Origin of the sequence: Bacteroides sp. 43_46, from assembly GCF_001915455.1 — a bacterium.
Lineage (GTDB): Bacteria > Bacteroidota > Bacteroidia > Bacteroidales > Bacteroidaceae > Bacteroides > Bacteroides caccae.
Genome location: NZ_MNQN01000123.1, coordinates 25434 through 50407 on the forward strand (window position 1 = coordinate 25434; position 24974 = coordinate 50407).

Consider the following 24974-nt stretch of genomic DNA (forward strand, 5'->3'; position numbering starts at 1 on the left):
TTATCCGATAGTATGGTTAGCTAACAGTTCAACAATCAGGTCTTCCACGTCACGGTCGCTGCCGCTAATGGTTTTGCTCTCTTTAGCCTGGAACACGATGTTCTGAATGGCTTTCACTTTTGTCGGCGAACCGGACAGACCACATTGTGCGAGGTCACCGTTTACGTCGGCTACGCTCCATTCTACCAGATTCAGGTAGTCGCGTTTGTCATACAGGTCAGTATAATCAAGGTTACCTTGCTGTTTTTCGGTAACAGTTTTGGCATGTTTGTACTTCTGCACCAGTTTCGCGTTGCGCGGACGGCAAGGAGCTGCCGAGCCGTTGACAGTAATCACGATAGGCAACGGGCCCTCTACGGTTTCAACACCACCGTCGATGTGGCGTTTCACTGTAATCTTGTCTTTACCTACTTCCAGAATTTCTTCTGCGTATGTGATTTGGGTCAATCCCAACTTTTCTGCTACCTGCGGACCTACTTGCGCCGTATCCCCGTCGATAGCCTGACGACCACCAATAATAATGTCACAGTTACCTATTTTGCGGATAGCAGTAGCCAGCGCGTAAGAAGTAGCCAGTGTATCTGCACCGGCGAAAGCACGGTCGGTCAGCAAGTAACCGTTATCTGCACCACGGAAAAGTCCTTCACGAATAATGTCGGCAGCACGACCCGGTCCCATTGTCAGAATGGTAACGGTAGAGCCTGGATGGGCATCTTTCAGTCGAAGAGCTTGCTCGAGAGCATTCAAGTCTTCGGGATTGAAGATAGCGGGGAGTGCCGCACGGTTAATGGTTCCGTCGGCTTTCATGGCATCCTTCCCAACATTACGTGTGTCGGGAACTTGTTTTGCCAATACAACAATTTTCAAACTCATGTTATTAATTTTAGTATTAGTATTTCTACAAGTAGGTAGTAGCCAGTAGTCAAGTAGTAATCTCTTGCTATTCAAACTATCCGGTTAACTATCAGCGTGCAAATTTACGCAAACACTTGGTTCTGACAAGAAATCCGAGTAAAAAATGCACAGGTTTAAGGATTTTGAGCAAAAGAAGAAGGATTTTTATAGATTTGGTTGGGGGGTGAAAGTATATTTATTGAATTTGTTCTTGCTCGATATTACTACTGCTTTTCTGGCAAGTTGCTTATTTGCAGAGTGGTTAAGCAGGACTTTATAGGAAAGGAAACCGGTATAGTACTGTCGGAATGCCGGTATAGTACTGTTAGAGTGCCTTCATCTTTAGTTTGTCACGGCCGTGGTAACTTCTCCTCACGGTCGTGACGAGAAGTTACCACAACTGTGGCGAATTCTTTCCACAGCCGTGGCGAGGTAACTATATCGGTATCCCGACAGAACAATACTTATTGGTTAACAGAAGTATAGCGGTTGTATAACGTATGTTTAAAGGGGGCTTGTCACGGAAGGTAAGTAAAGCCGGACGGACAGTAACTATGAGGGAGTAATAAAATCATAGGCTGACAATAAAATGTATAAGATAATATTGCCAGCCTATTGTCAGGGCTTATCGTCAGTGTCTAATGGAAATCAATATGCTAAGAATAGAAATGATGGTCTGACAATAAGAACTGCTAAATTTGTATGTAAGTATAAAATTCTTTTTTTATGTTATTGTATACCGATCTCGGCCAATCCTAATGGTTCTCCGTCATGTATCATCCTCGTTGCTTTCAGCTGGACATAGCGGGCTTTGAGTGGGGTGAAGTAGACAGATTGCAGGATCGGGTTATTCTTTATATTAGAAAATTCGTCTTTTGCTACCACTTGATTGACAGCATTGCTATCCATACCGACAGATATTTCGTATGCGGCGATTACACCTTTATTATATTCGCTTTGGTCGGGAAGATAATGGAATGAAGTAATCGTACGTTCTTCTCCCAAGTCGATTAACAGTGTGTTTCCATTGACGAAACAGGCCGTTTGGTCATTCTTGTCCATGCATTTTTGTGCTTCTTCTGTGTCTACTCCGCTGAGAGTGAACGGGAAACTCTTCAGTTCTTCCGCTTTTGTAGAGTATGTATCGGAAGTTGCTCCTGCGTAGAATGCTTCGATGTTATTGATGCAGAGACATGCACGTGAATCCGTGAAACGGACACGGAGCTTATCGGTCGTGATCGTTTCGAAACGGAGGAGACGTTTGTAACCAACGGTTGTTGTCTCTTCATTGAGCTTCACGGGAAGCCATTCACCTTCCTGGTTATATTCTACTACGAATGATTTCACACGTTGTCCCAGAGGGATATATTCCTGTAACATCATTCTATTGATCTTCTCCGGTTGAGGCAAGTCAAATTCAATAGTGGCGGAAGTTACATCATCGTTGGTAGCCCAATAAGTATCATAGTCGTTGTCTGTGACAGCTTTAGCGGAGAATGCTTTTCCCCGTTCGTCCGATGCTTTGGGGGAAAGGCCGGCCAGCAGATTCTTTTCTAATTGTTTCTGTATGTTCTTATGGAAGTTAACGGCGTTGGCGGAGTCTGTCGGATGAATGAGTCCGTCACGGTCTACGGGGAAGTTCAGCAATAACGTTGCGTTATGTCCTACGCTACGGTAATACAAGTCGGTCAGTTCGTCCACTGTTTTCACACGGCCGTCTTCTTCCGGATGATAGAACCAACCCGGACGGATAGAAACGTCACACTCGGCTGCCACCCATTGATTACCGTCAGCATGGCCGTATTGCAGTTCGCGATAGTTGGGATAACCGGGATAAACTTCTCCGGCACGGAGGAAAGACCAGTTGGTGGCTCCGGCAAATCCTTTCTCGTTTCCGACCCAACGGCAACCGGGTCCCCCATCGGAGAAAATAACTGCTTGCGGTTGCAGTTCGTCAATCATTTTATAGGCTCGCGGATAGTTGTAATATGTTTTGCGGTCGATAGTACGTGAATCTTTCGCTCCGCCATACCAGCCATCGCCTCCGTTGGCGCCGTCGAACCAGATTTCAAAGACATCACCGTAGTTGGTCAGTAGTTCATGGAGTTGTTTATAGAAATAATCTACATATTCGGGAGTTCCGTAATTAGCTTGGTGTCTGTCCCAGGGGGATAGGTAAACGGCGAATTTGATACCATATTTTTTGCAGGCGTCCGATAACTCGCGCACAATGTCTCCTTGTCCATTCTTATAGGGAGTGTTGCGGATACAATACTCTGTCAGTTGGGTAGGCCACAGGCAGAAACCGTCGTGATGTTTGGCAGTGAGGATTACTCCTTTCATGCCCGATTCTACAAAGGTCTTTACCCATTGCTCACAGTCGAGCTTCGCAGGGTTGAATGTTTTAGGATCGGAGTCTCCGTATCCCCATTCACGGTCGTTAAAAGTGTTAAGTCCGAAATGTACAAAAGCGTAGGTTTCCATTTTCTGCCATTCCACTTGTTTGGCTTCGGGAACGGGTAAGATTGCTTCCGGAGCTTTTACCGGATTGCAGGCACTCAATAAAAGAGAAGTAATTCCTGCGCAAAGAATCAAGGGGTGTTTTTTCATGGGGGTAATTATTAGTGATTTATTAATAAATATGTCTTGCTATAAACTAAGTCCGAAAACGAAATAGACTTGTTCTTCGTAGGGATTGGCTATCAGTTTTCCGAAAATAGGAAGGGAGAAGCCGGAAGTGATCTTTAACTCTTTGGTTGCGGATAATCCGATGTTGACAACATTGAACTTGTTAGAGTAGAAACCTTCCCACGGTGTGAAGCCGGCTTCAATACTCATATCGACATCTTTCACACTAAAGGGATAGCTTAGCTCGCAATAACTGGACCAGGCGCGTTTATCGTTTTCCCGGTAATCATTGCCGGCAAACGTTGTATACCAGCTGACGGAAAGCGGGAACTTTTCACTAAATATATATCCGGCTCCGACTTCGAAAGTATGTCCGGTGGAGTGTGAACTGTAATTGAAATATTTGAAAGGTTCTTCTTCTGTCTGGGTAAAATAGTTGTTAGCATAAAGGGTTAGATTCTTATATTCATATTCTAGCGACAAGTCAATCTCATTGTTTTTGTTGCGAAACTCTGTTGAACCCCAGGCATAAACTGTCAGTCCCTTCCAATTAAGACCTAGTGTTGGCTGGATACAGGCATTGCCCGAGTCTATTCCCCGCCAAATGTAACTACTGACAAAATCGGCATTTACAAAAACTTCTTGTGCTTGTGCAAAGGCTGTACAACATAAGATTGCAATAAGTACGATTTGCTTTTTCATTTTATCGAGTTGTTCTTCCTGATTTACGGGTGACAAATATACGGAATATATGGCTGATTAGTAACAAATGAAACAAAAAAACGGCTGCATTGAGCAGCCGTTCCTTTATTAATGTGTAAATAATAAGAGTTATTTAGAATGTGACGTCCATTTTCAGCACAAAAGTACGGGGAGCAGCTACTGCCATTGGGCGGTAACTGTATTCTTTATTAAACAAGTTGTTTACCATAAACTGGAAAGCAACTTCTTTCGTTGCTTTTACACCGAAACGGAAGTCAACGGTTGCATAATCTGTGTTATGCTTCTTCCAGTAGGTAGCGAGTGTTTCTCCTTTTGAATAACCGAAAAGGATACCGCGTACATAATCCATTAAGTCGTTTTGTGTTTTAGAACGCTCGTCCAGCATCAGATAATCCACTGCAAGGATTTTGCTTTTCCATGCCACATTGGCACCCACATTGATGCGTTTCCACTGGAAGTCTACCGTTGTTTTGAAACTATGTTTCGGACGATATTTCAGATACTTACCCGTATTTGATTTCTCTTTCATCTGAAGCGGGTCGGTATACAGTCCTTCTACAGCATTGCGTTCCTGGTAATCCGCGTCACGCGGTTCGGTATATACATATCCCAGATTATAGAATAATTTTGTGTTCTTGTTGAAGTTATATACACCGTTTGTTGAAATCTCCACTCCATAGATCTGTGCTTTCGATACATTATGGAATTGTGCTCCGATACCGAAGCCCTTGCCGTCTGTCAACATCTGAAATACATCGCCAATACTATTTATCATCGTATTGTTTGCATTATTGAATAGGCCGAACTGGAATTCTACCATATCTTTATATTGAGTATAGAATCCGGCAATATCGACAAATCCCTGGAAGTTACCGATCTTGTATCCTTGCTTGAAACCTAATTCTGCATTAAATCCTTTCTCAGGTTTAATGTTCGGATTCGGATAAACACCGACTCCGCCAATGTCTTTACGGAGATATTTCTCATTGATAGACGGGTTGCGGTAACCTTGTCCGAAGCTGGCGCGGATAAAACTGTAATCGGCTAATTGATAATTCAATCCGGCACGGAAAACGGGGCGGAACGGAATTTTTGTTCCGAATACCTTTGTTTCTGCTTCGCGGCGGTGGTTGTTTACGCGGTAGTATTCGGCACGTACGCCTGCGGATACACTCAAACGATCCCAAAAACGTTGGTCATATTGGAAGAAGAGGGCTGCATTATCACTTTTGTACACTTCATCCATTACAGCAGAGTCATAACGGATGTGTTCGAAAGTCATTCCCGTAGTGATCTGTGCGCCACCGTTCCATTTCTTGTTGAACTGATAGTCGAGATAATAGTCAAAGTTCTTGTCTGTTTGAGTTTTCGGGTTGAGTCGAGACGGATTGATAACATTAGACAGCCACGGTACGAGATCGCTTGGCAATTGTCCGTTCTGTATTCCGCTAAGATCAGGCAGCCCGTTATCCATAACCCATGAGATAAGGTCGCAATAATCGGCAGTTGTTGCATTGGGAAAGATGTTTCCCAGTGAAGTGAATGCACCGTTCATGGCATCATCCAGATTGCCGTTGATAATTCCCGAACCGATACCGACCAATGCGGGGTATAGTGAGCTGTAATCGCCGTTTACGATATTTTTAATCGTATTCGCATCGGTTCCCATGTTTCCCAGAATATCTGTGATAGATGAACCTTCGGTTGGGCGGACGATATTATCTGCGCTATAATAAAAACGTCCTTTGATTTTATGTGAAGTTCCGTTTTCCGGGTTTACATAATTGATAAACGGGTCGATATGGAAGTTGTTTTCTTCGCGTCCCATATTGGTGAAAGGAGAAGGCTTGTATACTTCGGTCGGTGAACGCCAGATAAAAAAGTCCCCGTATTGATTGGAAAGGAAGTCTACATTAAAACCATAATTCAGAATTTTCAGTCCCATATCCGGTTGGTGATAGGTCAAACTGCCACCCATGCGGAAACGTTTGTTATATCCTTGCTGACGGTATCCTTCATCGGTGAAAAGATTGATCCCTCCACTAATGTCGAAATTACCGATACGACGGGAGTGGGAGAGGTCGAAACCTTCGTAAATCGGATTCCGTACTCCACTTAGGAGACTGCCACGCAGAATAGGTTTTACTGCATATTTATCATCTTTCCAGAAATTCTTATCGCTCCATTGGTATTCATCATTCTCTGCATCACCGTAGATGCCTACGTATGTGCTGAACCGTGTCTTGGGCGTTAAACCCGGGCGTGCGGTACGAATATTGATAATACCATTCAATGCTGAGGAACCGTATAGCACAGAAGAAGCTCCTTTGATAACTTCCACCTGTTCTACATTTTCCAAAGGTACGGTGTTCCAGTTGATTTCTCCTGTTTTCGGGTTCAGTGTACTCATTCCGTCTACCAGAATCTGGCTACGTGCACCTACACCGTAAGTCCACCCGCTGCCACCACGCATGGAAGGCTGCTTGTCTACAATGTCAACCCCCGGCAGGGTACGGAGGGTAGATGAAATATCTGTCGGTGCCTGGCGGGCAATGTCACCGGATTTCACCACATCCATAGAAACTGTTACATCACTTAGCTTCTGTTCGAAGCGTCCAGCACTCACTACCACTTCTTCCAGCAGTTTAGTGCTCTCTTTCATATAGACGTCTTTGGTGACTACTTCGCGTTTATTGATAACGATAGGCATCAGTACATCATCATAGCCTACATAACTGAATACGAGGTCGACTCCACCTTCGGGAAGTTTGATTTCATATTCTCCGTTAATATTGGATACTACTCCCTGATTGCCGTGGAGCTTGTAGGTAACAGCTGCTCCGACCAACGGTTCGTTGGTCTTGGCGTCGTATATATGTCCTTTCAGTGTTTGGGCAAAGCTTGTCCCAAAACAAGTAAGGCAGATTAATAAAGTTAGTATATATATTTTCTTCATTGTTTCTTACGTTTTATTTATTCGGAACAAGTTCTAAACCAAACTCTATTCTCTCAGGAGATAGAAAAGCTTCTGAAATACCATTTAAGAATGCTGAAATTATAAATCCCAGCCCTTGCATATCCTCCGGAAGCATACTAACTATTAGCGGACTAAGATCTGGTAGTAATTTAGCTATGGGAGTAAATCCTTCTTTATCTAAGTAAATATAAGTATGTCCTTCTTTTGAAGTAACCTGCATCGGGATTCCGGTAGTTAACCAATTGAAAATAGCGTTGAAGGAAGTGTCGTTGACATTGACCAAGAATCCAAGTGTTTCATTGTTTAAACTTTGATTAAGTGTGGTTAGCAATTCTTTCACTTTCATGGCATCCATTTGAGATACAGCATCAATGATAGCATTGATTATGTTCACATCCATATATGTATCGCTGCTGCTGGCTATTGAGGAAATGATATTAGCTAAGTTTAATTTTAATATTAACTTACCGTCTTTTTGAAACCAAGTAGCAAACCCTTTTGGAGAAGGGATATACTTACGGTCAGCAATGTTGGGAGTAATCATCTCCTGTGTTAATGGAGTTTCTAGAAATCCAAAAATAACGTCTATATCTACTCCTGACAACGGATCATTTGAATAGGAAGCCGTTACATTTCCGTCTGCTCCTAAAGTGATGTCTTGCAGAACTTGTGGCAAAATGTAACTTACTATATTTTGGATTCCATTACCCCATGTTTGGGTTGTAGCTCCGCTTTCTGTAGCTTCTACATCTGCATGGAAATAGCATGACGCATTTAATACTTGGCCATCAACCTCCTGCCATGTATATTCATTTCCCCAAGTGTCACCAACTAATATTTTTTTTACGCCGTTAACGACTTCGGGTAACTTATAAGTATTTGCCCACAAATCGGCATTACCCATTTGGATATTGGATATGTTTAAGGTGAGTTTTCCTTTTGTTACACGTCCTTCGTATCTAAAAGTAGTCAATGTTTCATTTCCCATACCATTACCGGAAAAAGAGTATCCTTCTGTATCTCCGGAAAGGGGAATGGATGTAATCTTTATTGCCTTTTCTCCCGGAAGAATATCGTAGAGAGTAATGATAGCAGTTTCTCCTGTAACAGTACTGAAATCAACAGATTTCCCGTTCATTGCATCACCGTTGTATGTAAGAACTAAATTGGGATTAGGATTCGAAATCTTGTTTGAATAATTGGCTGTCACGTCTACTGGAGCCGGTCCATAGTGGTCTTCGTCACAAGATGTTAAGAATGCGGATATTACGGTAAGGAAGCTTATGAATAAGATAGATAATTTTTTCATCGTTTTTTATTTTAAAATGATTTATTTTTGGATAGTAAGGTCTACGCCGATTTCCATTTTGTCGAATAATGCTACAACCTCATCTAAGTTTGTTTTTAATAAAATATCAATGATATTGATAAATGGAGTTAGTGTCTCTTTTTTTAAATAGATATAAGTATGATCTTTTGTAGCCTGACTAATACCCATTGGAATACCATTTCTCATCCATGAAAGTAAAGTTACAAAAGTGTTATCATCCATTTTTAAAATATAGGTGATTATCTCATTGTTTAAAATCATGTTGAGCGTACTTAATGCTAGCTTCAATCGGGCAGGGTCCGATTTTAAAAGAGCTTCGCTGATACCTGCAATAAGTTGGGGATCAATTTGCTGACCGTTATTCTCGGCGATGAGTGAAATAATGGCTGGTATGTTCAATTGTACTACAAATGCCTTATCACCCGTCTGATTCCAGTAGGCCAAACCTTTCGGGGAAGAAACATAAGTACGTTGGCCGATTAATCCACGGAATTCTGCATCCGTCTTACCTGCATTAGCCACCTCCATGATCTCTTTCATGTCTATGGGACTTGTGGTGTAGTTGGCAGTAACAATACCATCTTTTTCTAATGTAATATTCTTTAGTACATACGGAAAGAGTACATCTAATATATTAGTTGCCATTTGCTGCATTTGCAAAACGATAGGAGCAATGGATTCGGCTCCTTCTTTCGTTGTAATATTCACATAGCTTGCTCCACTATTACGAATGGTTGCTTCTTCATTTGTAGTATGTGAATATGCAGGAAATGCATAAGTATGAGCCAGATTATTGGCATGAGCCATTGTGACATCCAGTGAGAGTTTCATTGCTTTTGGAGTAATGATTCCATTATACTTCACCGTTACTCCCCCCATCGTGATATTCGTTCCGCTAAAGGTATAGGCATCTTTTTCTCCGTTTTCATTAAGCTTGATGCGACTGATAGGAGTAGTAACTTCTCCCGGGATAATTCCGTTTAGTGTCAGTGTTCCCGTTTCACTATCTTCCGTTTTGAAACTGGCAGTCTTTCCGATTAGTTTCTCGCCGCTGTAAGTTAAATCCAGTGTATACGGCTTGATGTACGAGCCATATTCCTGGCTGATTTCTCCCGGCCAAAATAACTTGTCGTTATAGGTTTCTTCACATGATGTAAAGAAAAATACTGCGCAAGCTACACAAAATAGTTTTCGTAAGTTTTTCATTCTTTTTTGTTTTTATTGCGTAATTAATAAAACTTTGCAAAGTTCGGCTAACATCTATTAATTTACAAGGTCTGTTTTTATGAATTAATGTTCTATTTTTAATTATACGGAGAAAAATGATATAAAAGCATTTGAATTAATGTTCTATTTTTAATGTAATATGTTCTTCTTTTAAGAAACATAGTGAAGAATGGAATAAGATAGAACAAGACAAGGTATATGTATATAAAAGAACGGCGTCCCACACATTTCGCGTGTAAGAAACCGTTCTTATTTTTTCCTACTTCTAACTAAGAAAAGAGCCTTTTTAGAATATCACATCCATTTTAAGGTTTATTTAGATTCTCTACATGTATTTACAGGCAACTTTGTAAGTTGTGAAATTCGTCACTGATTGATGTACTGTCGTTGAAATATGTCCTTTGGTCGATTGTTTTTGTATGAAAGGAGTGTCGGTTTTATCTTTGTTTCTGCTAACATGGAACAATGAGGCATGGAAAGAGTGCGCAAGCAACAATTATTGGAACAAAGCATTTACGGAGTAATCTGGAGTGTTATTTTCTTTCTTCCGTTGATCGGAGAATATTTTGCCGTAAGTGGTGGACTTGAGAAAGAAGAAGTTCGCACGCTTGTACGTGACTCCTGGTTGGGAATTCTTCCTTTTTTTATGCTTTTTCTGTTGAATAACTATGTGCTGGTTCCTTATTTCCTTTTTAAAAAAAAATATTGGCAATATACACTTTCTTTAGTTTTTGCAATAGGTGTTATTTTTTTGATTGTTCCGTTTCCGATGAAAGGGCGTTTCCCGAAAGAATTCAGACAGGAGCCTGTGTATCATTCAGCAAAGGAAAGCCGACGGAATCAGATTATTGAAATGAGAGAAAAGGCGCGGAAGAAAGAGACGGCTAATTGGGAACTACCGGACCAGGTGAAATATCCCGTGGAAAAGTTTCAACGTCCGGAGGCTCTCCTTAAACCTGTTCCGTTTCCTTATCCTCCTATCACAGTTCGCTATCTTATTCATTTTATGATTGCCTTTCTTATGGTAGGATTTAATATAGCCATTAAACTTTTCTTCAAGTCTTTTCGCGATGAAGAAATGTTGAAGGAACTGGAACACCAGCGCTTGCAGTCCGAATTGCAATATCTGAAGTATCAGATAAACCCGCATTTTTTTATGAATACGCTGAATAATATCCACGCATTGGTAGATATTGATACGGGGAAGGCGAAAAGTACGATTGTAGAGCTTTCCAAACTGATGCGTTATGTGCTGTATGAGGCTAGTAACAAAACAATTCTTCTTAAACGGGAGGTTCAGTTTCTGGAGAATTATATTGCCATAATGGGATTGCGCTATACTGATAAAGTCTCCATTGAAATGAAGTTTCCCATCGAAGTTCCTGAAGTACAGATACCTCCTTTGCTTTTTATTTCTTTTGTGGAGAACGCTTTCAAGCATGGAGTCAGTTACCGGAATGATTCTTTCGTCCGTGTCATTGTGCAGCAAGAGGAGGGAAACCGATTGACTTTTCGCTGTACGAATAGCAATAACGGAAGGGCTGACGAACAACACCACGGCATCGGGCTGGATAATATCCGTAAGCGGCTAAGACTTCTGTTCGGTAATGATTATACGCTTTCTATCACACAGGATAAGAATAAATTTGATGTATTACTTATTATACCTTTATTATAATGAAATGTTTAGCAATTGACGACGAACCGTTGGCATTGGCACAGTTATCGGATTATATATCCCGCGTCCCTTTCCTGTCGTTAGTGAAACCTTGTCAGGATGCGTTTGAGGCAATGAAGGTATTGTCCGACGAAGATGTCGACCTGATATTTGTAGATATCAATATGCCCGATTTGAACGGGCTGGATTTTATCCGTTCTTTGATAAGTCCTCCGCTGGTGATTTTCACTACCGCTTATTCCGAATATGCGGTGGACGGCTTCAAGTTGGATGCGGTGGATTATCTGTTGAAACCATTTGAGTTTCAGGACTTACTGAAGGCGGCGGATAAGGCCCGCAAACAGTTTGAATATAAATTGTTGGAGCAACAGAGTGAACTGGGAAATGCTTCGCAGGTAAAAGGCGATTCGTTGTTTGTGAAAAGCGATTGCAGGGTAGTCCGCATCGATATTAATAATATCCGCTATATAGAAGGTATGAGCGAATACGTCCGTATTTTTGTGGAGGGGGAGAACAAGCCTGTCATCACACTTGCCAGTCTTCAGAAAATGGAAGAACGGCTTCCCGCACATTTCATGCGTGTGCATCGTTCTTATATTGTCAACTTGCGTAAGATTACCGAAATCTCCCGTCTCCGTATTATCTTCGATAAGAATACGTACATCCCTGTGGGTGATAATTACAAAGAACGGTTTACGGAATTTATCAGTAAGCTAAGCTTCTCTTAAACATTGGTCATGCTTTATCCGATGCGGTATGTTGTCCGGAAAATAACTACTTAAAAATAAAAGCCTCAGAAGCTATTTATAGCTAATGAGACTTTTATTTTAAGAAGTGGAGATACTCCTTTTATTTGATTCCCAGTTTTTTAGCAATTTCTTTAGGCAGTGCGTCTTTGTGTACAAGGATATTCATCGTTTTGTAAGCGACGAATGCTTTGGAAGCATACCATATACCGTTGTATTTACCTGATTTACCCCAAGAATTTTTTACCATGAAATATTCTTTTCCGTTCTGGTCTTTAGCGATACCGTAAATCACCATTCCGTGGTCGTCGGTAGTTTCCCAGTTGTCGAATGCCACCTGGCGCATTTCCTGAGTGACGTTAATTTCTGGATGTGGTTTGGTTGTCATTATTTGACGTTTGTTGGCAGTGGTCAGGCCAGTCCAACGGGCCATATCCGAACCGGAAAGTTCAGATTCTTTGTTTATATCCGGCATTACGGCAATACCATCACGTGTAAACCCTTGTTCACTGACGTCACTACCCCATGCAAAAGTATATCCCTTCTTCACTGCATTATCCATTACAGCCATAAACTCGTCGATAGGCAAGTTGTAGGAGAGGCCATTGCGCCAGTTGTCCTGAATCTCGATAGCAAATTGAGAATAGAACGGGTGATGTGTATAGGAAGTCAATGAAACATAGTCGTCCGGATTCAGTCCCAGTGATTCGGCAAAAGTTTTCGGTGTATATTCCTTTCCTTTATAAGTGAAGTTTTCAGGACATTTTCCTAAGTATGTGTCATAAATGGCTGCCAGACCGTTCTTCCATACCGGAGTCAGTTTACTTAGTTTACCTTTAGCGATAGCATTAATGTAGCCGGAAGCAACAGCGTCCAATTCGTTGTGTACCGGCAGAGTATCGCCGTACATGATTCCCGGCATTACTTCCTGTGGAACGATACCGTAATTTTTGATGCAGTACATCACATCATAGAAACTTCCTCCCGGCGAGAAAGAACTGTCACCGTGATAACGTACATAATTGGCTCCACGGTCTTGCATCGTTTTGTGTACCACAAACATTTCAGCCAGATCATATTCGCCTTTGCCTAAACGTAGCAATTCTGATTCAACGAATCCGAGAGTTGAGAAACTCCAGCAAGTGCTCGAACGGTTTTGGTTCTTGATTGAAGTAATCGGATTTTCTTTCACTGTCGTGAAAACGAAGCCCTCTTCGGGTTTTGCGTCTTGTGCCATTGTGCTCAGGCTGAATAGGCCTAGAGCAGCGATAAGGATACTCTTTTTCATTCTTATGACATTAATATTAAATTTGTTTTGGTTACAAAGATAGAGAATCCTTGGGGTAATTCCATATTCCTGTATACAATTTGCATAAAAAAAGAATAAAAAATAGTGTATATTCTATTTTTTCATGAACAAAAAGCGGAAAGAGAATTATTTTCAATTCACTTTCCGCTTTTTATTTATTTTATTTTAATTCCGAGATTCTCTAAATCATGACGGGTAACAGTATAGTTTTCTCCGGTTTTCATGCGTCTCATGACTAATTTCCCTACCTTTTTGGCATCCTCTTTTTCCATGAAAGGCTTTTTCCCCGAAATGGCGGGAATAAAAGGCTGGAATATGGTTATATGGTTGTTGTAGGATATTTGATAACCGTATCCTCCGTTTACTTCGATTATTTCGATCGAATAATGCGTGTCGGAGGTGGCTGCTACGGAAAACGCCAGGCAAATGGCAGCTGTTAATATTCCTGCAACAAAGAGCCGGCTGCTGTTTTTCTTAGTCATCTTCTTCCCATTCATACGGATGTAATTCCCAAGTATCGTCATAATAGTATCCACTGCTTCCTCCGGTAGTTATAATACCCCGTTTGCCGGTAGAGAAACAAATCGCTTTTGTGCGTGCACTTCCTTCGAAAGGGGTATAGTCAAAATCATCTTCCGTGTCACTACTACGCCATAAATCTGTGTTGGGGTCATATATCCAGTAGTTATTTCGTAGGCTTGAACCGGATGTCTGCCCTAAAGTGATATAAGCCTGGCCGTCTATAACAAAAGCGCAGCCGTATGTCCGGGTGATTGAATTATAATCATCATCATAATCATCACTGCTGTCATCCTTGATTTCGCGGAGACGGGTCCATTTATTTTCTTCACTCTTGCTGGGATCGAATTTCCAGAAGTCGGTAACATCCTGACCGTTGTTGGTTCCTCCTACGATGTAAGCTACATTGTCGATGATAAAGGATAAGCCGCCGGTTCTTTTCTGACCGCCGAATCCGTTTACAATGCTCCACTGGCTACCTGAAGGGGCTGTCGGGTCGAAACGATAAAAATCCTTTGTCTGTTTATCGTCTTTGGATTGTCCGGTTCCCACATAACCGTAGTTACCGATAGTGAAGGCTATTGCATTGATTCGCGCATCTCCGGGATAATCATCCATTTGTCTCCATTCATTTGTTGCCGGGTCATATTCCCATGTGTCTTTTAGATATGCGTATCCTCCGGTATGCATCGGATCATCATCTTTATATACGGTGTATCCGGTGGTCACATATCCTTTCGAGCCTACTGCGAATCCGGCAGCGCCATTCCGGGCTGTTGCATCGTCGGGCATATCTTTGCATTGTGTCCACCAGTCATTATCAATATTGTATTCCCAACAGTCTTTTTCCCGTTGGTCTTTTCCCCGATATCCTCCGCATAAGTACCCTCGGTTACCTATCACAAATCCGGCTGCATCCTCTCTTGCCCTTCCATCGAAGTCGGAACGGCGATACCACACTCCTAATGTGTCATCATCATCATCCGAACATGAGAAAATTGATAGCATAGCTACCGACACTAATAATAGTTGTAGTTTTTTCATTATTTCCATTCGTTTTATTACATTTTAAACTTGGCGCAAATGTAGCTATCAATGTGTTTTGAGAAAAAAGTTATCGACAAACAGCTTTATTTCCTCTATCTAAAAAATGCGAGTCTATAAATAGCGGGTAATAGTCGATAAATTTTGGGGATATTTTCCTAAAGGGGTTCCTTTGCAACTCAAAAATAAGATTCGTTATGAGACTATTTATTACACTTTTTTATTCTTTACTGTTGTTTTGTATCCTATTCTCTTGCAGGGATGAATCCTCTTCCATTGGGGCTAAATGGGTGGATAGTTCTTTTATGAATGCTGTAACAGATACGTGTACAGTAACGTTAAGTACTTTGCTAAGTGACTCTTTGGCAACTTCGGGAGATACGGTTTGCCAGATCGGGCGATATAAAGACAATCTATATGGAGAAATTAAGACTTCGTTTTATGCGGAATATGAAGTACCTTCTCATTCTCTTAATGAAACAACTGAATATCAGTTTGACTCTATTACCTTCAAATGGTATTCTTCAGGGAATTATCTGGGCGATACACTGGTTTATCATCGTATTGAGTTATTTAGTCTGTCACAAGGAATCTCATTGGAAGATGATGGTTACCTTTTTAATAAGACCAATGTTAATTATAACCGGAATAATCTTCTTGCTACTCTTTCTATACGTCCTACTCCCGGACACCGTAACGAGATGCATGAATTACGTCTGCCTGACGAATGGGGAAAAAAATGGTTTAATCTGATGTTGGAAGATGAAGAATGTATGGAATCGCAGGAGCGTTTCCGCGCTTTTTTTAAAGGAATAGCTTTTATACCCGATGAAAATGGGACGTGCATTAACGGCTTTCAGGTGAATGATTCCAGTTTTTGTCTGACTCTTTATTATCATGAACTCAAAGAAAAGCCTACGGAACAGACTTTAGTGTTTAAGGCCAGCAGTTCATTGAATTATACAAAGGTGGAACACGACCGTACCGGTACTCCCATAGAATCTCTCAGAGCCGGTACTGATTATAATCTTTTTTCTTCTGAAAGTGATCATCAGGTGTATCTGCAAGGATTGACCGGTATGTATATCAATCTCGAATTTCCGCATCTGAATAATCTGAACCAGAAAGGGAGACTTGTCTCCATTGAAAGTGCGGTACTTAAACTCTATCCTATAAAAGGTACTTATAACGGAAAATATCCGTTGCCGAAATCATTGACTCTCTATACGGCAGACCAGAATAATTCAACCCAAAGTGTCATAACGGACCTTTCCGGAAATTCCGTACAAACAGGAAATCTGGTAGAAGACAATGTCTATTATGAGGATACTCATTATTCATTTGATATTACCTCGTTCATTCAGAATAATCTGGGGACGGCAGGACAGAGCCGCGAAAAATTACAGTTGTTTCTCTCCGACAATGATTTTTATAACACAGTTCAGGGAGTCATTTTCGGAGATAGTAAACACCCCGTGAATGACCATAATAATAATGTATCTCTCACTATTTATTACAAGACATATACGAAATGAAAAGAAAAGTTTTATCTATTTTCATATTAAGTGCAAACTTATTGAATCTTACTGCTCAAAACATGACGAACTCTCCGGCTTCTATGTTCGGACTGGGTGAATTGTCTACCGGAGAAGGAGGAATCTATTCCGGTATGGGGGGAGTTGGTATCGCATTGCGGGGAGAAAATGCTTATAATAGTGCGAACCCGGCTTCTTTGACGGGATTGATGCCGCAGTATTTTTTCTTCGATTTGGGAGTTAGCGGAGCGTATGAAAAGTATTCACAGTCCGGTGCAAACAATCATTCTTTTAATGGTAATCTTAATAATTTGGGTGCCGGGTTTCGTATTGCTCCCCGGTGGTATGGGGCTATTTTTATGGCTCCTGTCAGTAGTGTGGGGTATGCCATATCGCTCGAGCAGGATGTAGCGGGTACAAATGGCGAGACTGTGACTTCACTTTTTCAAGGGGAAGGCGGATTATCCAAAGTTGGAATCAGCGTTGCTCATCAGTTGTGGAAAGGGCTTTCGCTGGGAGCTAACTTTTCTTATGTGGGTGGTACTATTACGCAATCGGAGAGTCAGGGAAGTGCTACGGAAACAAACAGTTCGTATAAACATACAGTGTATGTTGATTTTGGATTACAGTATACTTATGAGATAGAGCGTGACCGTTCGTTGGTAGCGGGTGCTGTATATGGATATTCCCAGGATTTGCTTCAAGACAACGATCATTCGGTAAGTAGTAGCAGTAGTAGTGGGAGTATTACAGAAAAAGGTAAGAAGTATCGTACCTGCTTACCGCAGTTTTTCGGAGTAGGGGTATCTTATAATACGTTGCGTTGGATGGCTTCCGCCGATTATAAGTTTGTTGACTGGAGTCGGTTGGAGTCTTCTCGTTCTAGTGTTAGTTTTCATAACCAGCACCGTTTGATGTTGGGAGGGAGTTATACATTAGGGAATCCCTATCGGAAACCTGTACGTCTGTTACTCGGGGCCGGAATAGGGAATTCGTATCTTTCTATTCAGAATAAGACGACAACTAATTATTATCTCAGTACCGGAATTAATTTTGAATACCGTAGCCGCAGTACGCTTTCGTTAGGGGTAAAATATACAGATCAATTTAAGGTAAGTTCAGGGAGGTTTCAAGGACAGAAACTGGCTTTCTTCCTGAATATCACTTTCTCGGAAAAGACTTACAGAGCTAAATTAAAATAAAATAGATAATAGTATAAGGGTATCCTTTGGGGATACCCTCTTCTTCATTATTTATTGTCTTTAGGTGTTACTACGTAATCTTCTTTAATAAATTCGTCGTATACACGCTTCGGATGATCAAATGCTGCTGTTCCGTTTCTCTGTTCATTGAAGTTTTCCCGTCGGAATTGTTTCAGTTTCAGATTGTCTTCAGCATATTCTCTTAATTTTTTATGTTCACGTCCATAGAGTGAACTTTCGGTTACGTCAGAATCAAGCAAGCTTTCCTTAGGGGTAATGGTTGGTAAGAGTACTTGTTCCAGTAGGCCACGATAAGCCCCGTTATATTCACACCATACAATATCGTTAGCGACAAATATACGGTAGGAGTACTTTGACCATGCGGTTTTAATCTCAATGGATTTGGCATAGATTTCAATGGTTGCTTCTGAGCCATACGCTTGGTCACGGATCACAACGGTCGTCCGACCGCTAAGTTCTTCTTTCACGGAAGTTTGCCATTTTCCGGAATTCATGATTTCTTCAATAATTTCCGGCAACTTTTCTTTAATCTCAAACTGTATTCTCATGGTGCTTGCCTGCGGGCAGGACTTTTTTATAATTTCCTCCTTAAAACAATTAAGCTAGCCTAAAGTTACGTAGATTGAAGCAAAAAAGCAAGGTTTTGTTTAAATATTTGCTATTTTTGCCAAATGTTCTGCCTTTTTTGTTTGTTTTTATAATATATATGCAACAAACAGTAATAAAACGGGGTATGTAAAGAGAGTGATAAATATAAAATTGGGAAGATTAAGATGAAGAACTTGAAAATTGATGAATCTACAGGGTTGGTGTTGGAGGGCGGGGGAATGCGCGGAGTATTTACTTGCGGCGTGCTTGATTATTTTATGGATCATGATATCCGGTTTCCTTATGCGATAGGAGTTTCTGCCGGTGCGTGCAACGGGCTGTCCTATGCATCGCGCCAACGAGGACGTGCTAAATACAGTAATATTGACTTGTTGGAGAAATACAATTATATCGGTCTGAAACATCTGCTTAAAAAACGGAATATTCTCGATTTCGATCTGTTGTTCAATGAGTTTCCGGAACATATTCTTCCTTATGATTACGAAACTTATTTCGCTTCTTCGGAACGTTTCGTTATGGTAACTACCAATTGTATCACAGGGGAAGCTAACTATTTTGAAGAAAAGAAAGATAAACGCCGGGTGATAGACATTGTCCGTGCGTCTAGTAGTCTGCCTTTTGTATGTCCTATTACTTATGTAGATAATATTCCCATGCTTGATGGGGGAATTGTAGATTCTATTCCTTTGCAAAGAGCGATTGCTGATGGTTATACGAGAAATGTCGTAGTACTTACCCGCAACCGGGGATACCGGAAAGATTCAAAAGATATTCGTGTCCCTTCGTTTGTATACCGGAAATATCCTAAACTCCGTGAAGCACTCAGCCGCCGTTGTGCTGTCTACAATGAACAGTTGGAAATGGTTGAGAAAATGGAGGATGAAGGAAAGATTTTCGTTATCCGTCCGCAGAATCCTGTGATGGTAGATCGTATTGAACGGGATGTGCAGAAACTGACAGAATTTTATGAGGAAGGGTACGAATGTGCAAGAAATTTGGTCGAAAAATAAACAGATTCTTACATCTCTATAGCTCTATTTTTTAGATGAAAGAAGTAAGTTACTTATACTGTTCGGCAGCCGCTACTTTGAAGCTCACTATTTCTGCTTTGCTTCCGGAATTTTTAGTTACTCTTACCAGATCATCGAAGAAAGTATTCTATTAGCTGGCATAAGCAGAAGAATAAAGCTTTGTCTCAAAAGTAGGAAAATAAATTCAGGTATGCAAAGAGAGGGATAGCTTCATTGCGATGTGACAGGCAAAAAAGAAAATGTTCAGGACTTGCATCAAAAGTGATACCCTTTGAAACAAAGTTGATAGACGGAGGTGAAGATATGACCTATTTTTGCCTCCGTCAATTTTGATTAGATACTTGTATAAAACAGAATACTTTGTTACCATGAAAACAACCTCTTGGATGAAATTATGTAAAGGTGCGGTACTTGCATTGGCGGTCTCTTACGGACTGATTTATTGCCATACGAATAAAAGCAAATTTATGTTGGAACAGAAAGGAGACAGCCTGACTCTCATTCACATCACCAATCCTACTAATTATATATTGCTTCCGATCGAAGAGGCAGCGGAAGAAAGCCGGGTTCGTCTGGACATAGGAGATGCAGCGGATACTGATATGGATATTCGGCTTGCACAGACTAAAGTAGACTATTGGGTTCCGTTTGTCCTACCTGCTGATGCTAAAACTGTAACAGTACGTGTGCAAAAGAGCCTTGGAGATGCTCTTTGCTGGAAAGAAATGAAATTATCCGATACATTCGATCCGTCCCATACAGATAAGTTTCGCCCTGTATATCACCATGCTCCCCTTTATGGTTGGATGAATAATGCGAACGGGCTGGTTTATGAAGATGAAGAATATCATTTATATTATCAGTATAATCCTTATGGTTCTAAATGGGGGAATATGCATTGGGGGCATTCGATAAGCAAAGATTTGATGCATTGGGAACATTTGGCACCTGCTATAGTTCGTGATACGTTGGGACATATATTTTCCGGCAGTTCTATTGTTGATCAGGAAAATGTGGCAGGTTACGGTACAGGTGCCATATTAGCTTTTTATACTTCTGCCAGCGATAAAAACGGGCAGATTCAATGTCTCGCTTATAGCAATGATAACGGTCGCACATTTACCAAATATGATAAGAATCCGATTTTGCGTTCTTCCGATAGAAGGAAAGATTTTCGTGATCCGAAGGTATTCTGGTATGCTCCGGGAAATAAATGGATAATGATTGTTGCTGCCGATAAAGAGATGCGTTTCTATGATTCAGAAGATCTGAAAGACTGGAATTATATGAGTAGCTTTGGTGAAGGTTATGGCGTACAGCCTTGTCAGTTTGAGTGTCCGGATATGGTAGAGTTACCGGTAGACGGTGATACGGAACATAAGAAATGGGCATTGATTGTCAATGTAAATCCCGGCTGTTATTTCGGAGGCAGTGCGACCCAATATTTCATAGGTGATTTTGACGGAACAAGATTTATTTGTGATAGCAAACCGGATGTTACGAAATGGTTGGACTGGGGAAAAGACCATTATGCGACAGTTTCCTTTTCGAATATGGGAAGACGTGTGATTGTAGTGCCTTGGATGAGTAACTGGCAATATTGTAATAATGTCCCAACCAAACCGTTTCGTGGCGTCAACGCCTTGCCGCGTGAACTGGGGCTTTATACGCAAAGCGGTGATATTTATCTTTCTGCAGCTCCGGTAGCGGAAGTGAAAAATCTAAGGAAAGAGACAAAAGAAATTCCTGCTTTTACCGTTGCAAATGATTATCATATTGAATCTTTATTACCGGATAATGAAGGTGCTTACGAACTTTCATTGGACATTATGGCAGAAAAAGCTGAAATTATTGGATTCAGCCTGTTCAATGATAAAGGTGAGAAGGTGGATATTTACTTTAATCTTCCTGAAAGGAAACTGGTAATGGATCGTACAAAGAGTGGTATCGTAGATTTTGGCAAAAACAGTGTGACACATGAGATAGAGGTGCACGACCGTCGGAAAACGACTTCTATCAACTACATTGATGATTTTGCATTAGCTACATGGGCACCTGTCCGAAAAGAGAATAAGTACCGATTGGATATTTTCGTAGATAAATGTTCGGTAGAGATCTTTTTGAACGAAGGAAAGATAGCGATGAGCAATCTTGTTTTCCCGACAGAGCCATACAATCGTATGTGTTTTTACAGCAAGGGCGGGACATTCAAAGTCGATACTTTTAAAGTACATAGATTAAGCCTATGACAAGGAGAAACACCTCTGAAATCCCATAAAATAAGGAGGTATGCAACAAATATTACAGCCTTTGAAACATTTTTTTTAGCCGATTGACATAAATCAACCGTAATTTGCAACAGCGATAAAGAGAATATTCGTACTTTTAAATTAATAACATTAAACTAATGCTCAGTATTATGAAGAACAAAAAAATTCTTTGTAGTGTTTGTTTCCTGTTTGCTTTCGTGTCAGTCCTTTGGGGGCAAAACATAACGGTAAAGGGAAATGTGACTTCCAAGACGGACGGGCAACCGATTATCGGTGCTTCCGTGGTGCAAAACGATTCGAAATCAACAGGGACTATTACAGACTTGGACGGTAACTTTACTATTAGTGTGCCGAAGAATGCATCATTAGCTATCTCTTATATAGGATATAAAGAAGTGATTATTGCAGCAAAACCTTCGTTGAAGATAGTAATGGAAGAAGATTCCAAGATGATTGATGAAGTGGTTGTGACAGGTTATATGGCTGAGAAGAAAGCCAGCCTGACAGGTTCGGTAGCCGTGGTGAAGATGAAAGAAGTGGCTGATATTCCCACAGGTAATGTGATGTCGGGCTTGCAGGGTCGTGTAGCCGGTATGAATGTAACAACCGATGGTAAACCCGGTGGTGGGAACACGGATACTAAGTTGCGCGGTATTACTACCATTAATAATTCTTCCCCTCTTTATGTGATAGATGGCATTCAGACACATGACAATGTCGCTTCAATTATTTCTTCCAATGATGTTGAATCCATTCAGGTGCTGAAAGATGCGGCCTCTGCAGCGATCTATGGTGCGCAGGCCGCCAACGGTGTCATTATCATTACCACAAAGCGTGCTAAGGAAGGTGATGTGAAAGTGAGTTTTGATATGTCACTCACTGCCCAGACTTTTGCCGGTGGTGTTGATATGCTCGATGCTTACCAATGGGGAGATGTTTATTGGCAAGCCTATAAAAACACTTACGGAACTCATCCGAACAGTGTAGTGTATGGAAATGGGGAAAAAGCCCAGTTGCAGGAATATTATTTCGACCAGAACGGAGTCAAAATAAAATCGGGTAACACCGATTGGGCAAAGGAGATATTCGGTACGGCTTTGATGCAGAATTACAACCTTTCTCTCTCTAAGGGATTCAAAGACGGTAATGTAGCTCTTACTATAAACTATATGAATCAGGATGGTCTTTGTCGCAACACTGACTATGAACGTTTTAATTCTCGCCTGGCTTCTAATTTCCGCTTTGTTGATGGCAAAGTACGTGTGGGTGAAAGCATTTCCGTGAACCACTGGTTGGAACATCTCAATCCGTCCGGTATAGAAGAACTTGTGATTGCCCAGCATCCTGCTATTCCTGTGTATGATGAAAACGGAGGATATGCCGGTGGTTACGTAGACATATTGGGGGATAAGCCGAATGCCGTTCGCTTGACAGATAACGAAGCTGATAATCGTCATAAAAGCTGGCGTATCTTTGGCAGTGCTTATTTGGAAGTAGAGCCAATTAAAAACCTGGTATTGAAGAGTCAGTTTGGATTGAACTACACTACCGGTTTCAACTCAACCTTCGTCCCGAAGTGGAGCGAAGCCGATCGTAAGGTCGATATAAATGAGCTGACTGTGCGGCAGGATAATAGTGTGCAGTGGGTATGGTCGAATACCGCCAATTATAGCATAGAATTAGGAAAGAACAATATCAGTGCTGTGATAGGAACCGAGGCCAAGAAAGAAAACGGTGAACATTTGCAGGGGTATGGTCGCGGATTGGTGATAGAAGACCTCGACTATCGCTATCTGGACACAGTGACCGAAGGAAAAAGTGTGAGTAACAATGCTTCCACTTATGCTATGGTTTCTTACTTCGGTAAGGTGAACTATGCGTTCGATGATAAGTACCTGATATCAGGAACGGTACGCCGTGATGCTTCCTCACGTTTCGGTAAAGGTAACAATTCAGCAATCTTTCCTTCGGTATCAGCCGGCTGGAGAGTTTCACGCGAGAGATTTATGGAACGTACACAAAGTTGGCTGTCAGACCTTAAACTGCGTGCATCATGGGGTATTAATGGTAACGACCAGATTGACAATAATGCTACATACAATCTCTATTACACCAATATGTCCAATGGTTCCTACAATTTCAACGGCGACGGGGCGACGGTGGTACCCGGCGTACAGAAAGACCGTTCGGGCAACAACGATTTGAAGTGGGAGGAAACTAAACAATTGAATTTCGGTATTGATGCAGCCTTCTTCGACGCTCGTTTGGGGGTGACTCTGGACTATTTTCAGAAGAAAACCACTGATATGTTAATTCAGAAACCATATATCGGTGTGATCGGTGAAGGTGGTTATAAATGGTATAATGCAGCCAGTATGGATAATAACGGTGTAGAAGCGACTTTGACCTGGAGGGACGAAATAAAGGACTTCAAATATGACATCTCATTCAACCTCTCTTATTACAAAAATAAGATAACCGAACTTCCGGATGTCATCAAATACACTTGGGGAGGTGGTAATGGTGTGGATAAAACCATTGTAGGACAGCCTTTCGGTTCATGGATGTCATATAAAGCCGATGGCATATTCAAGACCAAGCAAGAGGTATATGAATACCTGAGCAAGTATGATGTACAGATTGGTGCTCCCGGTGTGGGACGTATTCGCTATAAGGATCTTAATGGCGACAACATCATCAATACTGCCGATATGGACTGGCAAGGCAGTGACCAGCCTAAGTTTATCGGTGGTCTGAACATAGGTGCATCCTACAAAGGGTTTGATCTTTCCGTATTCTTCAACGGTATGATTCGCGATGCATGGAATAACTCAAAGTTCTATACGGATCTTTTCCAAGGCTGGACGGGCAATCACTCTACGCGTCTGATTGATGCAATGAATGCTTGGAATGTGTATGAGCAAACCGGAGTCTATAATTGTAATATCCCTGCACTGACGGTGGTTGATAATAATGTGGAAACACGCAGTTCTACTTTCTTTATTGAAGATGGTTCTTATGTGAAGTTGAAGACTTTGACACTGGGCTACACCTTCCCCGATAAGTGGATTAAGAAAGCACGTCTTTCTAATTTGCGTGTATATCTGCAAGCGCAGAATGTCTTCACGCTGACTAATTATACTGGTGCCGACCCTGAAGGATTGGGCTATCCATATCCTCAGCCTCGTACCTACACATTCGGTCTATCACTTGGTTTTTAATCTTTTATCC

17 protein-coding genes are annotated in these 24974 nt (G+C 41.3%); 7 read left to right on the forward strand and 10 right to left on the reverse strand.

Annotated elements, in window-relative coordinates:
• The 6 genes from BHV72_RS14070 to BHV72_RS14095 form a co-directional block, all read right to left on the reverse strand.
• Entirely contained in the window at positions 1 to 873 is an 873-nt protein-coding gene (locus tag BHV72_RS14070; protein ID WP_005681654.1) for an electron transfer flavoprotein subunit beta/FixA family protein, read from the reverse strand.
• 750 nt (positions 874 to 1623) lie between these two features.
• Positions 1624 to 3504 (reverse strand): alpha-L-fucosidase, encoded by a 1881-nt coding sequence (locus BHV72_RS14075; protein WP_122264844.1) that lies wholly within the window; start codon positions 3502 to 3504, stop codon positions 1624 to 1626.
• Between the two features lie 39 nt (positions 3505 to 3543).
• Positions 3544 to 4224 (reverse strand): hypothetical protein, encoded by a 681-nt coding sequence (locus BHV72_RS14080; protein ID WP_005678332.1) that lies wholly within the window; start codon positions 4222 to 4224, stop codon positions 3544 to 3546.
• A gap of 133 nt (positions 4225 to 4357) precedes the next feature.
• Positions 4358 to 7201: a TonB-dependent receptor gene (locus BHV72_RS14085; protein WP_055171623.1), complete on the reverse strand. Its 2844-nt coding sequence runs from the start codon at positions 7199 to 7201 to the stop codon at positions 4358 to 4360.
• Positions 7202 to 7214: 13 nt separating this feature from the next.
• Positions 7215 to 8531, reverse strand: coding sequence for a DUF4925 domain-containing protein (locus BHV72_RS14090; protein ID WP_055171625.1), 1317 nt, complete (start codon positions 8529 to 8531; stop codon positions 7215 to 7217).
• A 21-nt stretch (positions 8532 to 8552) separates the two neighbouring features.
• Complete coding sequence (locus BHV72_RS14095; RefSeq protein ID WP_022042427.1) at positions 8553 to 9758, reverse strand: DUF4925 domain-containing protein; 1206 nt, start codon at positions 9756 to 9758, stop codon at positions 8553 to 8555.
• Between the two features lie 493 nt (positions 9759 to 10251).
• Here BHV72_RS14095 and BHV72_RS14100 point away from each other — a divergent pair, with 493 nt between their 5' ends.
• Positions 10252 to 11457 (forward strand): sensor histidine kinase, encoded by a 1206-nt coding sequence (locus BHV72_RS14100; protein ID WP_055171628.1) that lies wholly within the window; start codon positions 10252 to 10254, stop codon positions 11455 to 11457.
• Complete coding sequence (locus tag BHV72_RS14105) at positions 11457 to 12185, forward strand: LytR/AlgR family response regulator transcription factor (RefSeq protein WP_005678337.1); 729 nt, start codon at positions 11457 to 11459, stop codon at positions 12183 to 12185. The genes BHV72_RS14100 and BHV72_RS14105 overlap by 1 nt, the downstream gene beginning before the upstream one ends.
• 121 nt (positions 12186 to 12306) lie before the next feature.
• Here BHV72_RS14105 and BHV72_RS14110 read toward each other — a convergent pair whose 3' ends face one another.
• From BHV72_RS14110 to BHV72_RS14120, 3 genes are all read right to left on the reverse strand, one after another.
• Positions 12307 to 13491: a C1 family peptidase gene (locus tag BHV72_RS14110; RefSeq protein ID WP_022042425.1), complete on the reverse strand. Its 1185-nt coding sequence runs from the start codon at positions 13489 to 13491 to the stop codon at positions 12307 to 12309.
• A 176-nt stretch (positions 13492 to 13667) separates the two neighbouring features.
• Positions 13668 to 13994: a DUF4907 domain-containing protein gene (locus BHV72_RS14115; RefSeq protein WP_070100383.1), complete on the reverse strand. Its 327-nt coding sequence runs from the start codon at positions 13992 to 13994 to the stop codon at positions 13668 to 13670.
• On the reverse strand, positions 13987 to 15075 hold the full coding sequence (locus BHV72_RS14120; RefSeq protein ID WP_022042423.1) for a Kelch repeat-containing protein: 1089 nt from the start codon (positions 15073 to 15075) through the stop codon (positions 13987 to 13989). The genes BHV72_RS14115 and BHV72_RS14120 overlap by 8 nt, the downstream gene beginning before the upstream one ends.
• Positions 15076 to 15272: 197 nt before the next feature.
• On the opposite strand from BHV72_RS14120, the gene BHV72_RS14125 reads away from it, so the two are divergent.
• Together BHV72_RS14125 and bamG are read left to right on the forward strand one after the other, a co-directional pair.
• Positions 15273 to 16610: a DUF4270 family protein gene (locus BHV72_RS14125; RefSeq protein WP_195414604.1), complete on the forward strand. Its 1338-nt coding sequence runs from the start codon at positions 15273 to 15275 to the stop codon at positions 16608 to 16610.
• On the forward strand, positions 16607 to 17812 hold the full coding sequence (bamG, locus tag BHV72_RS14130; protein ID WP_122134253.1) for a BamG family beta-barrel-assembly machinery protein: 1206 nt from the start codon (positions 16607 to 16609) through the stop codon (positions 17810 to 17812). Before BHV72_RS14125 ends, bamG begins: the two co-directional genes overlap by 4 nt.
• A 47-nt stretch (positions 17813 to 17859) precedes the next feature.
• On the opposite strand, the gene BHV72_RS14135 is transcribed toward bamG, so the two are convergent.
• Positions 17860 to 18381, reverse strand: a complete 522-nt coding sequence (locus tag BHV72_RS14135; protein ID WP_005678345.1) for a hypothetical protein — start codon at positions 18379 to 18381, stop codon at positions 17860 to 17862.
• 225 nt (positions 18382 to 18606) lie between these two features.
• Between BHV72_RS14135 and BHV72_RS14140 the strand changes: the two genes are divergently transcribed.
• From BHV72_RS14140 to BHV72_RS14150, 3 genes are all read left to right on the forward strand, one after another.
• Positions 18607 to 19452, forward strand: coding sequence for a patatin-like phospholipase family protein (locus BHV72_RS14140; protein WP_022042420.1), 846 nt, complete (start codon positions 18607 to 18609; stop codon positions 19450 to 19452).
• A 389-nt stretch (positions 19453 to 19841) separates the two neighbouring features.
• Complete coding sequence (locus BHV72_RS14145) at positions 19842 to 21722, forward strand: glycoside hydrolase family 32 protein (RefSeq protein ID WP_286856216.1); 1881 nt, start codon at positions 19842 to 19844, stop codon at positions 21720 to 21722.
• Between the two features lie 158 nt (positions 21723 to 21880).
• Positions 21881 to 24964: a SusC/RagA family TonB-linked outer membrane protein gene (locus tag BHV72_RS14150; RefSeq protein WP_286856218.1), complete on the forward strand. Its 3084-nt coding sequence runs from the start codon at positions 21881 to 21883 to the stop codon at positions 24962 to 24964.
• The last annotated feature ends 10 nt before the right edge of the window (positions 24965 to 24974 follow it).

Excerpts from the sequence above, each read along its gene's own strand:
- BHV72_RS14070 (WP_005681654.1), bottom strand. The coding sequence starts at position 873 with ATGAGTTTGAAAATTGTTGTATTGGCAAAACAAGTTCCCGACACACGT.
- BHV72_RS14075 (WP_122264844.1), bottom strand. The coding sequence starts at position 3,504 with ATGAAAAAACACCCCTTGATTCTTTGCGCAGGAATTACTTCTCTTTTA.
- BHV72_RS14080 (WP_005678332.1), bottom strand. The coding sequence starts at position 4,224 with ATGAAAAAGCAAATCGTACTTATTGCAATCTTATGTTGTACAGCCTTT.
- BHV72_RS14085 (WP_055171623.1), bottom strand. The coding sequence starts at position 7,201 with ATGAAGAAAATATATATACTAACTTTATTAATCTGCCTTACTTGTTTT.
- BHV72_RS14090 (WP_055171625.1), bottom strand. The coding sequence starts at position 8,531 with ATGAAAAAATTATCTATCTTATTCATAAGCTTCCTTACCGTAATATCC.
- BHV72_RS14095 (WP_022042427.1), bottom strand. The coding sequence starts at position 9,758 with ATGAAAAACTTACGAAAACTATTTTGTGTAGCTTGCGCAGTATTTTTC.
- BHV72_RS14100 (WP_055171628.1), top strand. The coding sequence starts at position 10,252 with ATGGAAAGAGTGCGCAAGCAACAATTATTGGAACAAAGCATTTACGGA.
- BHV72_RS14105 (WP_005678337.1), top strand. The coding sequence starts at position 11,457 with ATGAAATGTTTAGCAATTGACGACGAACCGTTGGCATTGGCACAGTTA.
- BHV72_RS14110 (WP_022042425.1), bottom strand. The coding sequence starts at position 13,491 with ATGAAAAAGAGTATCCTTATCGCTGCTCTAGGCCTATTCAGCCTGAGC.
- BHV72_RS14115 (WP_070100383.1), bottom strand. The coding sequence starts at position 13,994 with ATGACTAAGAAAAACAGCAGCCGGCTCTTTGTTGCAGGAATATTAACA.
- BHV72_RS14120 (WP_022042423.1), bottom strand. The coding sequence starts at position 15,075 with ATGAAAAAACTACAACTATTATTAGTGTCGGTAGCTATGCTATCAATT.
- BHV72_RS14125 (WP_195414604.1), top strand. The coding sequence starts at position 15,273 with ATGAGACTATTTATTACACTTTTTTATTCTTTACTGTTGTTTTGTATC.
- bamG (WP_122134253.1), top strand. The coding sequence starts at position 16,607 with ATGAAAAGAAAAGTTTTATCTATTTTCATATTAAGTGCAAACTTATTG.
- BHV72_RS14135 (WP_005678345.1), bottom strand. The coding sequence starts at position 18,381 with ATGAGAATACAGTTTGAGATTAAAGAAAAGTTGCCGGAAATTATTGAA.
- BHV72_RS14140 (WP_022042420.1), top strand. The coding sequence starts at position 18,607 with ATGAAGAACTTGAAAATTGATGAATCTACAGGGTTGGTGTTGGAGGGC.
- BHV72_RS14145 (WP_286856216.1), top strand. The coding sequence starts at position 19,842 with ATGAAAACAACCTCTTGGATGAAATTATGTAAAGGTGCGGTACTTGCA.
- BHV72_RS14150 (WP_286856218.1), top strand. The coding sequence starts at position 21,881 with ATGCTCAGTATTATGAAGAACAAAAAAATTCTTTGTAGTGTTTGTTTC.